This window comes from Clostridium sulfidigenes, assembly GCF_000732635.1.
GTDB classification, from domain to species: Bacteria; Bacillota; Clostridia; order Clostridiales; family Clostridiaceae; genus Clostridium_J; species Clostridium_J sulfidigenes.
This window is the reverse complement of sequence record NZ_JPMD01000041.1, coordinates 28053-42574: the sequence shown is the minus strand read 5'-3', so window position 1 is coordinate 42574 and position 14522 is coordinate 28053. Positions and strand designations below refer to the sequence as shown.

Genomic DNA, 14522 nt, shown 5'->3' with positions numbered 1-14522 from the left:
ATTAATTATGATTATAATTAATAATAAGCATATAATTATTGTTATTTGGAGGCAAGATTTATGAGTATAAAAATAATAACAGATAGTACTAGTTATATACCAAAGGAGCTCATAGAAAAATATGATATTACTGTAGTTTCTTTAGGTGTTGTTATAAATAATATAGCTAATAAAGAAATAGAAATTGAAAATGATAAGTTTTATAAAACCTTGGAGAAGTTAGATAGTATACCTACTTCATCTCAACCAAGTGTAGATGATTTGTTTAATAGCTTTGACCAGGTTATAGGTGAAGGACATGAAGCATTAGGAGTTTTTATATCCTCAGAAATGAGTGGTACATATGCTACTTGTAATCAACTAATAAAAACAATGATAATGGACAAATACCCTAAGGCTAGGATGGAAGTTATAGATTCAGCATCTAACTGTATGCAAATGGGATATGCAGTTTTAGAAGCAGCAAAACTGGCTCAGGAAGGTAAATCTATGGAGGAAGTTATAGCTGGAGTAGAGGCTATAAAGAGTAAGAGTAGGTTTTTATTTGTACCAGATACTTTAGAATATTTGAAAAAGGGTGGTCGTATAGGAGGAGCAGCCGCTTTATTTGGAGCACTTCTTCAAATTAGACCTATACTTACTGTAGAAGCTGGAAAGACTTCAGTTTTTGATAAAGTTAGAACAAAACAGAAGGCAATACTTAAAATTATAGAAAAATTACAAAAGGATATAAAAAATAGAGGACTTGGACAGGTAATAGTTCATCACATAAACTGTGAAGAAGAAGGAAGGGCTCTAGCTAATAAAATCAAAGAAATATTAGGTATAGATGTAGATATACAATGCATTGGGCCTGTGATAGGCTGTCATGTAGGACCTAAAACTGTAGGAGTTGTTTATTATACTGAAAAATAAGATTGATATTTAAACATTAATAAAATTTATTTTATAAGGAGATGTTAAAGTGGATATTAAATCAAGAATTGAAAGTTTAAGAAGTTTAATGAAAGAAAGAAGTATAGACGCTTTTATTATTCCAAGTTCAGATAATCATGGAAGTGAGTATGTAAGTGACTATTTTAGAGTGAGACAATGGATTTCAGGATTTACTGGATCTGCTGGAACAGTTGTTATAACGGAGAAAGAAGCTCATTTATGGGTAGATGGAAGGTATTTCCTTCAAGGGGAACAACAAATTCAAGGTACAGAATACATACTAGAACGTATGGGTGAACCAGATGTTAAAACCTATACACAATGGATCTGTGATAATGTGAAAACAGGAGGTACTGTCAGCTTTAATGGAAAGGTGTTTACAGTTTCTCAGCTTCATGATTTAGAAGAAGCTTTTCAAGAAAAAGGGATTAAAACAAAACCTGAAGAAGATATTTTTGATATTATTTGGAAAGACAGGCCAACTATGCCTAATAAAAAAATATTTATTCATGAAGATTCTTATGCAGGAAAAACTGTAGAAGAAAAGCTAACTTTAGTAAAAGAAGAAATGAAAAATATTAATGTAAATAACTTATTATTAGCATCTTTAGATGATATAGCATGGCTTCTAAATTTAAGAGGCGGAGATGTGGAATGTAATCCTGTATTCTTAAGTTATTTCTTAATTAGTGATGACAAGTATATTCTATATGTAGATAAGGAAAAATTAAATGAAAAAATTATAAATCTATTAAGTATCAAATCAATATCTATAAAAGATTATAATGACATAGTATCAGATCTTAAGTTAATTAAAGGAAATATAACCTTTGATCCAAGCAAAACTAATGTATGGCTTAAGGAATCTATAAATAAAGAAGTTAACACAATAGAGAAAAGGAATATAACTACGGATTTAAAAGCTAGAAAAAATTCTGTAGAGCTTAAAAATATAGAAAATGCCCATATAAAAGATGGAATAGCTATGGTAAAGTTCATAAAGTGGGTAAAAGAAAATGTAAATAATGAAGAGATAACAGAAATATCAGCGGCTGAAAAACTAAAAAAACTTAGAGCGGAAGGTGAGGATTTTATAGATATAAGCTTTGATACCATTGCGGGATATGGTCCTCATGGAGCTATAATTCACTACAAAGCATCTGAAGAGTCTAGTCTGAAACTACAACCAAAAGGATTGTTCCTAGTAGATTCTGGAGCTCAATATTTAGATGGAACTACGGATATTACAAGAACTATAGCCCTAGGTGAACTTACAGAAGAAGAAAAGGAAGATTATACTTTAGTTTTAAAAGGACATCTAAATCTGTCTACAGCAATATTCTTGGAAGGAACTCCGGGATGTAGTCTTGATGTTTTAGCAAGAAGAGCTCTTTGGAGCAAAGGATTAGACTTTAAACATGGAACAGGACATGGAGTTGGCTATTTACTTAATGTACATGAGGGTCCACAGGGGATAAGAAGAGAATTAAATCCAATTGCTTTAGAAGAAGGCATGATAGTATCTAATGAACCTGGAGTTTATAAAGCTGATAAACATGGGGTAAGAATTGAAAACTTAATAGCTGTTCAAGAAAAAGAAAAAAATGATTTTGGAAAATTTATGTGCTTTAAAGATTTAACTTTATGTCCTTATGAATTAGATGCAATAAATATATCATTACTTAATGAAGATGAAAAATCTTGGTTAAATGATTATCATAAAAAAGTATTAGAAAAGTTAAGTCCCTATTTATTAGAGGATGAGGTTTTATGGTTAAAAAATGCAACCAAAGAGATTTAAAAAAAGTAAGAAACCACAATGGATATTTGTGGTTTCTTATTTTTCTTACATATTTATTTTATTATGGTGAAAAATAAAATAAGATTACTTATTTAATAAGTAATTAGATAAAATTAAGTTTTTAAACTTAATTTAGCTACAAAGGAGGAAAAGTAATGTCATCAAAGAAAGGTAGTACAGAAAAGTTATCTATCACAGCACTGATATTAATGATTTTTACATCTGTATATGGCTTTAATAATATGCCCAGGTCATACTATTTAATGGGGTATGGTTCAATACCCTTCTTCATCATAGCTGCAATATTATTCTTTATTCCATTTGCATTTATGATGGCTGAATATGGAGCCGCATTTAAAAATGAAACCGGAGGAATATATTCATGGATGGAGAAGTCGGTAAATGCTAAGTATGCATTTATAGGGACATTTATGTGGTATACGTCAACGGTAATATGGATGGTTAATGTATCTTCTGGAATATGGGTAACTTTATCTAATGCAATTTATGGTACAGATACAACTAGTACATGGAGTATATTTGGTTTTGGAGGGCGTCAAACGCTTGCCATACTTGCTGTTCTTTGGATTATATTTGTTACCTTCGTGTCAACTAAGGGGATAGAAAAAATTAAAAAGATTACTTCAATAGGAGGTACAGCTGTAGCAGCACTTAATATATTGTTAATACTAGGTTCCATAGTTATATTAATAGGAAATGGTGGAGAATTAGCACAACCTATAGTTAATTCTACAACTTTCATATCATCGCCTAACCCAGCTTATCAAAGTTCAATATCAATATTATCATTTATGGTATTTGCTTTATTTGCCTTTGGTGGTATAGAGGTAGTTGGAGGATTGGTTGATCAAACGGATGAACCAGAAAAAAACTTTCCTAAAGGTCTTGCTATATCTGCTATAATCATAGCTGTTGGATATGCAGTAGGATTATTCTGTGTTGGAATATTTACAAATTGGGATGCTATACTTGGAACAAATGGTAAGTATGGAGATATAGTTCACATGGGAAATGTAGGTTATCTTATAATGAATAACTTAGGTTATCAATTTGGAGTAACCTTTGGAGCAACTGAAGCTATTTCAGTACAAATTGGTAACTGGATAGCTAGATTTGTTGGATTATCAATGCTACTTGCTCTTACAGGAGCATTCTTTACTTTAACATATGCACCACTTAAGCAATTAATAGCAGGAACTCCTAAGGGGTTGTTCCCCGATTCAGTTGCAAAAATGAAAAAAGGTATGCCTGTAAATGCAATGCTTATTCAAGCTATAGTAGTAATAATTATGATTTTATTAGTAGGATTTGGTGGCGAAGCTATGGAAGAATTCTTTAGTATTCTTGTAGCCATGACAAATGTAGCTATGACAATTCCATATATGTTTTTGTCTGGAGCGTTTATATCATTTAAAAGGAGGGAGGGAATACAGAAACCTTTCCAAGTTTTCAAAGGTAAAGGATATATAATACTCGTAACTATTGTAGTAACAGCTACAGTTGGATTTGCTAACTTTTTCTCAATAATCGAACCAGCTATGAATGGAGATATGGCTAAAACTATATGGAGCATTGCAGGACCAATAGTCTTTTCAATAGTTGCCTTAGTACTTTTTGCTAGGTATGAAAAGAACTTAAAGAAAAACGATTAAGAAAAATTTGAAATGAAGAATATGTTTTAAAGATTATAAAGTTCAGATAAATAATATCTGGACTTTATTTTATAAAAACAATTGAATCTAAAATTTATTATTTTAGAAGTTTTAATATGTCTTTTATTTTGGTAAAAATTTTATAAACATTTATTTATATTTATCAAATTTATTTATAAATTATAAACTTAGCTAGACAATGCTTAGGTATTGAGTAATAATATTAATATCAAGTGAAACTTAGCTTAGAAGGAGTTTTATCTCCATTGAAGTTTAGTTGAACATATACTCAAATAGTCAGTAGCTCTAGTTGATGACATTATTATTCCTTACATGGTGGCTAACCACAGTGTTAAAGCAGCTAGGCTCTAGATAAAAAGTTAAATTAAACAAAGAGGTGGAACGGTTGAATAAAATCATAGGAAGCAAAATTAAAGAACTTAGAACTAATAAAAAGATGACATTAAAGGAACTAAGCGAAAAAACATCTTTATCTACTGGGTTTTTATCTCAATTAGAAAGAGGTCTTACCAGTATAGCTACAGATTCTTTACTTAATATAGCAGAAGCTTTAGATGTTGAATTATCTTACTTTTTACTATCAACTAGTAAGAGGAGAGAAAGATTTATACAAAAGAGTTACGAAAGAGATATATATAAAATAGATAATGCCCTTCATATTAACTATGTATTATCAAATAATCCTGAAGATAAAACTATATTGCCTAGATTAATTGAAATATTGCCTACTAATACAGAGGAAAATTTAAATACTTATCAGCATGAAGGTGAAGAATTTATATATGTATTAGAAGGAATTATAACTTTATTCATAAATGATGAAAAGCAGTATCTTTACCCCGGTGATTCAGCACATTTTAAATCTTCTATTAATCATAACTATGCAAACTATACTAATAAAATATGCAAAATTTTAGTTGCAAGTGTTCCTAATCCTGCAGCAACTAGCAAAAAGTAACATCATATAAATTATAGAGAAATGTCATGTATGACTAAATAAAATAAGGAGAGTGAATGAATTGTCTTTAAAAAAACAGATGAAATTCCTTCAGCAGTGTGAAAACAACTTAGGTAAATTGAATTTTTATCTAGATATTACAGACAGTAAGATTACCTGTGAACCCTGCTTAATGATAAAGCATTATTATAACTGGTGTGTTAAAAACATATTTAGAATAGATGTAAATGAAGTAAATCTTACTGAGTTTTTTAAAAAAATTATAGAAAAGTTAGATTATAAAGTAATTGGGAATATGGAGTATGAGGATTTTAGAAATCTTATAGTATCATACTACTCACTAGGAGAAATATATTTTGAGAGAAAAGAATTTGAATTATCAAAGGATTACTTTTCTAAAGTAATAGAGGTCATGGAGGAATTCTTAAAAAGTGGAAATAAATTTCAAACCGAAGAAATTCAATGTAAAAGTGGAGTAGTATTTTTTGAACTATTAATGTGGGCAAGAAAAAATCTTGGTGATATGGTTGAAGTTGAAGAAGCTTTATACTTATATGAAAGTATAATTGGAGAAGAAGAAATATTATACATACAAAAAAACTATTGCGTATATAGAGCAAGTAAAGAATTAAACATTATAGATAAAGCAAATGAGGCAGCTAGAAATTTAATAAAAATATTATCTTCATTTAAAGGAATAAATATAGATGTTGTAGAGTATTTTACAACAGAAAAATCTTACTCTAATGCCATAGATATCTCAATAGAGGAATATTGTAAGGATAGTATCCCTCATTGGATAAATGCAATGAATACTATATGCACAAAAGCACAATCCCTAGATATAGAATGTGTAGATAAGATTATAAAGTTCTGTAATATATTAATGGAAGATCTTAAAATTGTAGAATGGAGTACTTTAATTTTAAGCTTATACAAAGGTATCAGACAAGAGGAAGAGCAACTTATTAAAGTATTAAGTTATCTAAGACAAAGTTTTAAAATTATAGATTATAAACACGGAGATTTTATAAATTGTTCTCAAGCAGTATGTGTGTTAAATGAAATTTATGAAGATATAAGAATAAGAAAGTATAAAGAAGTATTTTTAAGAGAGTATGAATTTGACTTTGCGTTTTATTTAATGAATGCTGCGGTTCAAAACAATAATTATGAAAAAGCAATTGAAACTTCAACTAAGTTATCTTCCATAATCAATATATTCAATATAAATAAGGAGCTACTTAATTATATAGAAGAATGTAAAGAAATATCTATAGATGGAACTAAAAGGGAAAACTATAATTTAAAAGAATATCCTTGGCTATACTTATATAATAATGTAAAAGATATATGTACAAGCTATGGTATAGAATCTAAATTTGATACTAGTGACTTTATTAGAAGTAGTAGTAAAAAAACAATAATAGGTATTAATGCAATTCAAGATAGAGAGGTAGAAGAAACTTTAAACAATATTGTTGGAGAAAAGATATTTTTACAAGATAAGGATATTGTGTTTATTAGCAATGAACAACTTGAGTTAAAATCATATATTAAAGATTATTATAGTTGTGAAGTTATTACAAAGAATAATTTATTAAGAGATCCTAATAAATGTATTATAACTTATGATAAGTCTATTCATGGTAAAATGGCAGATAAAAATATTATTGTAATAGATGGTCATAAAGAGTTAAGGGATATTGATGTAACTTATATTAAACATATATTGGAAGATTGTAACAATTCTATATTGGCTATTCTTATTAATACAAAAAGTGGTGATTATAAGGCTGAAGCATTAAGTTATAATAAAGCTTTATTGGAAAATATGCTAGATTATAAAAGAGAAATTATATTATTTGACCAAAAAGACTTTTCTGATTCTAGAGAGTTATTAGAAACACTTATAGGACAAACTTCAGAAAACATAATAAGTATGAAATTTAATGACTTTAAGACCAATATAAATAAAACTTTACATGGAATTAGAGAAGACATAAAATTTAAAAATGGAGTTTATAAGGAAAGAAGATATACCCTTAAGGAATGTGTATCAGAATATATAAACCTAGCAGATGAAGTTAAATCAAACTATAATGAATTTCTTACAAAAATTCAGGGTGATATAGAGTTTTTAGGAAAATATGCTGAAGAAAAGATATCAATAATTATCCCTGATCTTATAGAGAAAAAGCTAGATGCTATAGATGACTTAGAAGAAACTTCAACACTTAAGGATAAGGCTGAAAAGATATTTAGTGAAACTATTGTAAATTGGTGTAATAAAAATATATATGATTTAATGTTAGAGCAATTTGAGGTTTATATAACTAAGTATTCAAAGCTATATGGATACCATCAAGAGACTATAGAAAAGATAAAGGATAATAGAGATACTGTAATATCTGCCTATGGTGATTTTACAAGTAAAATTAAGCCCATAGATATAAAACCACTTGAAGAGCTACTGAAGGAATTTTTAGTATTACATGATGAATTCTTAAATAGTATTAATTATGAAGTTACTGTAATACCAAATGAGAAATTCTTAAGTACAGTAGCTGGTGGAATTAAGGTAATGTTTATGAAGTCAGAAGAAAAGGCAGAAAGTACTAGAATAAAAATTAAAAATCAAGTCATAGAAAATAAGGATAATATTGCTGCTATATTAAGCAATAACATAATGGAAAACTTAAGAGGACTTTCAGACAAGTTAAAGGAAGAAATAAAAGATATATTTGAAGGGACTCTAAATGATATTACAATAGATAAAAATATAGTTGAGCAAGCAGAGATGGATATGACAAAATCTCATGAAGAGATTACTAAAAAGAATGAGGAATTAGAAGTTCTTATGAAATTTGTAGATGTAGAGGTATTAAAATATATCAAACAACTTGATCATAATATGGTATATTTTAATAGTAAATGCTATAAATTAGTTTAAAATAAATGGCTATGGGATTACCATAGCCATTTATTATTCTTTTATTTCATAATTATTATTTGTAAGGGTAAATGCTTTTTTAAAGCCATTAGTTAGGTATAGTTCATGGTTCTTAGTTATAAAAATTGCCTCAACATCATCTAATGAGTTAATAAGTTTTAAACCTTCATCTACTCCAAGGGCAAATAAAGTAGTTGATAGAGAATCACCATCTATAGAGTTATTAGATAATATAGACACACCTAAGATGTTGTTGTCATATGGATAACCTGTATCTGGACTTAGAATATGGTGATAGTTTTTACCATCTTGCTCAAAGTATCTTTCATACACTCCAGAGGTTACAATAGATTTATTACTAACACTTACAAATCCAATAGTATCACTACCGGATTTTTCAGGGTTTTGAACTCCTACCTTCCAAGGGGTACCATCTATCTTGTCACCGAGTACATAAATATTACCACCTAAATCAATAATTGCACTGGATACTTCAGCATTTTTTAGAATTTTAACTATTTCATCAGCAGCATACCCCTTTGCAATTGCACCTAAGTCTATAATCATATTGGAATCTTTTAAAAATATACTTTTTTTTGATTCATCTATTTGAATTTTATTATAATCAATTAAAGCCTTTTTTTCATTAATTTCTTTTTCTGAGGGAAGCTTAGCATTATCTGTACCAATTCCCCATAACTTTACCAAAGGTCCAATAGTGATATCTAGTGAACCACCAGACAGTTTAGAATATTCTAGTCCTTTTTTTACCACATTAAAAGTATCATTACTAACCTCAACAGGTTCTATTCCTGCCATATTATTTACTTCATCCAATTCGGTATTAGACTTACTTATACTTAATATATTTTCTAGTTCTCTTAAACGAGCAAAAGATTCATCTATTATAGTTGTATCACTTTTATCATATATGGTTATGGTACACACTGTACCAATGACTAGCTCTGTTTTAGTAATTGGCTTAATAGGTAATCTTTGATTTGCACATCCTGCAACAATAATAATAGTTATAAATAGAACTAAAATGCAAGAAAGTTTTTTAAAAAGTTTCATAGGGACCTCCTTAGTTATATGCATAGTAATATAAAGTTTTAATATTTAAATAAAAAAATTTATATATTGTTAAAACATTATTAAAGTGAATTATATCTTTATATTAATAATAACATTATAATTTATTAGGTGAAACTTTTAAATATAAAATACATAGAATTTTTTAAACTAGTAATAACTATATAAATATGGAGAAATAAATATAAGACTTCAGGATATCCTAAAGTCTTATTACTATACTATTTATGAAAATACTATTTTTTAGCTTTAACTACTGCAGTTTCAGTTTTACCATCATTTGCATGTTGAATAGCTGCATCGGCTAAAAGTTTAAAATCATCTCCAGAAGTAGTTGCTCCAGTTATTGCATCAACTGTTGCAGGGTCTTGTTTCTCTACAAGAGCTTCTGCATATTGAGTTGAGAACTCAACAGGGCCAATTCCAGATACTTTTGTCATTTTTTCTTGATATTCGGCATCTTTACTCTTTAGATCACCAGATTCATTTACATAGTCGAATTTAGCATCAGTGATTTTTCCATCAGCAACTGTAATTTCAACTTGTCCTTTCCAACCGTGATCATCAAAAGTGTCAAATTCAGATTTATAGCTTCCATCTTTCATTCCTTTTGAACCACAACCAACTAACATTCCAGCAGTTAAAACTACTGATGATAATAAAGCTAGAACTTTTTTATTCATTAATGTTACCCCCTAAAAATATTTCTGGTTTAAAAAACATACTATTTTTATGATTTAATTATAAACTAAACTAAAATAATAGTAAATATATTTCCAGGAAATTTGTTAAAAAATTATTTACAATTTATGATTAAAGTTAACATTAATAACATAAAAATACATTGGTGTATGTATATTTTTTTAGGTTAAAGATTATTTTTCTGAAATTTTTTAATCACTAAGGAATTTAGGTGAACATATTGATATAATAACAATAAAAGATTAAAATTACTTTGTTTAAACTATTGTTAGATAGGAGAAGAATGAATATGAAATTAATAAAGAAAATGGATATAGTAATAATTGTAGTGTTACTAATAGTGTCATTTATACCTTACATAATGCTAAAAAATTATCAGAGTAATTATAAAGGAATAAATTATGCTGTTATTTCTATAGATGGCAAAGAGACAAAGAGAGTGGAATTAACGAAGGGATTAGATGAAGAATTTACTATTAAATCTTCCTATGGATTTAATAGGGTTGTAATTCATGATATGAAAATAGGAATTGTAGATGCAGATTGTAAGGATGAAATATGTGTAAATGAAGGATTTATAGGAGCGGTTGGAGAAAGAATAGTATGTCTGCCTAATAGGTTAATCATTGAAATAGTAGGGGAACAAAAGAGTAGTGAAGGGGAAGATGTAATTTCTCGTTGAGGTGAAGAAAATGAATAGTAAAGAAGCTAGTAAAAATATTAGAAAAATGATATATATATCCCTATTAGTAGCAATGTCCATGGTGCTACACATATTTGAAAATATGATACCAGTACCATTTATAACTCCGGGCACAAGACTAGGTCTTGCTAATATTATTACGGTAATAGCATTATACACCTTAAGTTATAAAGAGACTTTTTTAGTCATGTTTTTAAGAATTTTGCTTTCCGTAATGTTTGGAGGAAGTATATCTAGATTAATGTATAGTTTATCTGGTGGGATTTTAAGTTATATATTTATGGTATTTGCAAAACACCTTGGAAAAGAAAAGATAAGTATTGTAGGGGTAAGTTGTGCGGGGGCAGTATTTCATAATGTAGGACAATTACTTGCAGCATCACTAATAGTAAAAACCATGAGTGTTATGCTCTATTTACCTGTTATGAGCGTGGCAGGGATAGGGACTGGCATATTTGTTGGAATTACAGGCAATTTTGCAGTAGAACATTTAAAAAAAGTTTTTGGTGTAAATAACAATTGGTTTTAAAATAAGTTTAATTAAAATAGCTCAAATGGATATAAATATATTAAATAAGGATATAGTTACACTTAATATATAGAAACGTAAAATAGTGTATTTTATTTAGGAGGAAAAACATATGAGAGTTGATGAAGAAATACTCAATTTTGCATTTAATAGTTTAAATGAATACATTGTAGTAGTTAATGAAGATGGAATTATAACAATGATGACAGATGGATACAAGAAGTTTTTAGGTTGTAAAGAACCAGAGGGTAAACATGTAACTAAGGTTATTCCAAACACAAAATTACATCTTATAGCTAAAAATGGATTTAAAGAAGTTGGAGATATTCAAGAGGTTAATGAACATAAAATGATATCTATGAGAGTTCCTATAATAATTAATGGAAAAATTAGAGGCGCCATAGGTAGAGTTATGTTTAAAGATATAGATAATTTTAAAATATTAAGTAGTAAGATATCCCATTTAGAAAAAGAGGTTCAATTTTACAAAAATGAACTCACTGTAGAGAATAAAGCAACCTATACTTTTGATAAAATAATCGGAAATAGCTCAAGTTTCTTAACTGCTATAAAATTTGCTGAGAAGATTGCAAGAGGAGATTCATCTGTATTAATTACAGGGGAGAGTGGTACAGGAAAAGAATTAGTTGCACAGTCTATACACAATAGTAGTAAAAGAGCCAGAAAACCCTTTGTTAAAATAAATTGTGGAGCTATACCAACAGAACTATTTGAATCAGAAATGTTTGGCTATGAAGAAGGAGCATTTACAGGAGCGAAAAAAACAGGAATGAAGGGTAAATTTGAGCTTGCAGATGGAGGAACTATTCTTTTAGATGAAATAGGAGATATGCCTCTTTTTATGCAGGTGAAGTTATTAAGAGTTCTTCAAGATAGAGAAATTGTAAGAGTGGGTAGTAATGATGTAAAAAAGATAGATGTTAGGATTATAGCATCTACAAATAAAAACTTATTACAGTTAACTCAAGAGGGTAAATTTAGACAAGATTTATACTATAGATTAAATGTTATGCATGTTAAGCTTCCAGCACTAAGAGAAAGAATTGAAGATGTGGGACCACTTGCAGAGGCATTAAGAGTTAAGCTATGTAATAAGTATGGAATATATAGTGAAGGTATATCAGAAGAAACCTTGGATTATCTTAAATGTTATAACTGGCCAGGTAATGTTAGGGAACTAGAAAATGTTATTGAAAGAGCAATAAATTTACTTAATACAGAGCTTAAAATATTACCAGAGCATTTACCAGCAAAGATATTAGATTGTAACAAAAGAAAGGTTGATTATGAAAATAAACAACTTAAAGATATAGTAGAAGAAATAGAAAAGCAGGTAATTACAGAAACTTTAGAGAAACTTAATGGTAATAAAAATGAAACTGCTAAGGTTTTGGGTATTAGTAGGCAAGGTCTTTATAAAAAAATGAAGAGGTTTAATATGGAACTTTAAAAAAAGTGTAAACTAAAGCACACATGTAAACTAAGTTTACATGTGTGCTTTACTTTGGAGAATTAACCCTTTAAATAGATTAAATGTATTAATAAGTGATGAAAAAAATCTGCTAATTATTGATTTTGCTTTAGGTGATTTATTTAACATTGAAGTTATAATATTAACAAAGATTTGTTTAAGGAAAAACCGTAAACTGTAGTTTACAGTGTTATTTGCCCTAATTCACGAGAAAGTAGATATTTAGGGGATTGTAGAAGTTGGCACGGAAACTGCTATATAAATAAGAGTAATAAACATAGACTTTGTAACCCTATGTAGATATATAAGCAGGGGATAAAATAGTTTCTAACGTAACGAATTATTTAAAGAAAAAATTTTTAAGAAAAGGATGGAGTTAAAAATGAAAGAAGTTGTTATTGTAAGTGCTGCTAGAACAGCAGTAGGATCATTTGGAGGTTCATTATCAAAATTATCAGCAGCAGAAATTGGTGCTGTAGCTGCAAAAGAAGCAATAAAAAGAGCAGGAATAGATCCAGCTATTATAGATGAAGCTATTATAGGAAATGTTATAAGTGCAGGGCTTGGACAAAATGTTGGAAGACAAGTAGCTTTAAAGGCTGGTTTAAAAGAAGAATCTACAGCAATTAGTATTAATAAAGTTTGTGGTTCAGGAATAAAAGCTGTAACATTAGCAGCTCAAGCAATTAAATCAGGAGATGCAGATGTAATCCTTTGTGGTGGAACAGAATCAATGAGTAATGCACCATATGTATTACCAACATCTAGATGGGGACAAAGAATGGGTGATTCAACAATGGTTGACACTATGATTAAAGATGGTCTTTGGGATGCGTTCTATGATTATCATATGGGAGTTACTGCAGAAAACATAGCTGAAAAATGGGGTCTTACAAGAGAAATGCAAGACGAATTTGCTTTAAATAGCCAATTAAAAGCTGAAAAAGCTGTAAAAGAAGGAAGATTTAAAGATGAAATAGTACCAGTTGAAATACCTCAAAGAAAAGGAGATCCAATTGTATTTGATACAGATGAGTTCCCTAAATTTGGTTCAACAATAGAGAAATTAGGAAAACTTAAGCCAGCTTTCAAAAAAGGTGGAACAGTTACTGCTGGTAACGCTTCAGGAATAAATGATGGAGCTGCTATGTTCATAGTTATGTCTAAAGAAAAAGCTGAACAACTAGGAGTTAACTATCTTGCAACTATAAAATCTTATGCATCAGCAGGTCTTGATCCACAAATAATGGGATATGGACCATTCGAAGCTACAAGCAAAGCTTTATCTAAAGCTGGATTAACAGTTGAAGATTTAGACTTAATTGAAGCAAATGAAGCTTTTGCAGCACAATCATTAGCAGTAGCTAAAGATTTAAAATTTGACATGAATAAAGTAAATGTTAATGGTGGAGCAATAGCTATTGGACACCCAGTTGGAGCATCAGGAGCTAGAATATTAACTACTCTTATCTATGAAATGATTAAGAGAGATAACAAAAAAGGTCTTGCTACACTATGTATAGGTGGCGGACAAGGAATCGCAATAGTAATAGAAAGATAAGTGACACTCCAAATCTATGATTTGGCCAGTGGAACTTACTCATTCGAACGAATGTGAGAAGGAGTGTCCTTACGAGCAAAGCGAGAAAAGAGAATCTATGA

At 29.2% G+C, this 14522-nt stretch carries 11 protein-coding genes; 9 read left to right on the top strand and 2 right to left on the bottom strand.

What is annotated here, in order from left to right:
• The first annotated feature begins 60 nt into the window (after window positions 1-60).
• From IO99_RS15635 to IO99_RS15615, 5 genes are all read left to right on the top strand, one after another.
• A complete protein-coding gene (locus IO99_RS15635; protein WP_035135106.1) occupies window positions 61-915 on the top strand; it encodes a DegV family protein in 855 nt (284 codons plus the stop codon).
• 49 nt (window positions 916-964) lie between these two features.
• Window positions 965-2737: an aminopeptidase P family protein gene (locus tag IO99_RS15630; protein WP_035135104.1), complete on the top strand. Its 1773-nt coding sequence runs from the start codon at window positions 965-967 to the stop codon at window positions 2735-2737.
• A gap of 155 nt (window positions 2738-2892) precedes the next feature.
• On the top strand, window positions 2893-4410 hold the full coding sequence (gene yjeM, locus IO99_RS15625) for a glutamate/gamma-aminobutyrate family transporter YjeM (protein WP_035135102.1): 1518 nt from the start codon (window positions 2893-2895) through the stop codon (window positions 4408-4410).
• 406 nt (window positions 4411-4816) lie between these two features.
• On the top strand, window positions 4817-5389 hold the full coding sequence (locus tag IO99_RS15620; protein ID WP_035135100.1) for a helix-turn-helix domain-containing protein: 573 nt from the start codon (window positions 4817-4819) through the stop codon (window positions 5387-5389).
• 61 nt (window positions 5390-5450) lie between these two features.
• Window positions 5451-8342 (top strand): hypothetical protein, encoded by a 2892-nt coding sequence (locus IO99_RS15615; RefSeq protein WP_035135098.1) that lies wholly within the window; start codon window positions 5451-5453, stop codon window positions 8340-8342.
• A 33-nt stretch (window positions 8343-8375) separates the two neighbouring features.
• Here the strand turns inward: IO99_RS15615 and IO99_RS15610 are convergent, their stop codons facing one another.
• The gene (locus IO99_RS15610; protein WP_035135096.1) at window positions 8376-9416 is read right to left on the bottom strand and encodes an FAD:protein FMN transferase; all 1041 of its coding nucleotides are present in this window, start codon (window positions 9414-9416) and stop codon (window positions 8376-8378) included.
• A gap of 254 nt (window positions 9417-9670) precedes the next feature.
• Window positions 9671-10066 (bottom strand): FMN-binding protein, encoded by a 396-nt coding sequence (locus IO99_RS15605; RefSeq protein ID WP_198028602.1) that lies wholly within the window; start codon window positions 10064-10066, stop codon window positions 9671-9673.
• 359 nt (window positions 10067-10425) lie between these two features.
• Between IO99_RS15605 and IO99_RS15600 the strand changes: the two genes are divergently transcribed.
• The 4 genes from IO99_RS15600 to IO99_RS15585 all read left to right on the top strand — a co-directional run bounded on the left by IO99_RS15600 (window position 10426) and on the right by IO99_RS15585 (window position 14421).
• Window positions 10426-10818, top strand: coding sequence for a NusG domain II-containing protein (locus IO99_RS15600; protein ID WP_035135092.1), 393 nt, complete (start codon window positions 10426-10428; stop codon window positions 10816-10818).
• Between the two features lie 10 nt (window positions 10819-10828).
• The gene (locus IO99_RS15595; protein ID WP_035135090.1) at window positions 10829-11368 is read left to right on the top strand and encodes a Gx transporter family protein; all 540 of its coding nucleotides are present in this window, start codon (window positions 10829-10831) and stop codon (window positions 11366-11368) included.
• 112 nt (window positions 11369-11480) lie between these two features.
• Complete coding sequence (locus tag IO99_RS15590) at window positions 11481-12839, top strand: sigma-54 interaction domain-containing protein (RefSeq protein ID WP_051824230.1); 1359 nt, start codon at window positions 11481-11483, stop codon at window positions 12837-12839.
• A 403-nt stretch (window positions 12840-13242) separates the two neighbouring features.
• Window positions 13243-14421 (top strand): acetyl-CoA C-acetyltransferase, encoded by a 1179-nt coding sequence (locus IO99_RS15585; protein ID WP_035135088.1) that lies wholly within the window; start codon window positions 13243-13245, stop codon window positions 14419-14421.
• Window positions 14422-14522 lie beyond the last annotated feature (101 nt).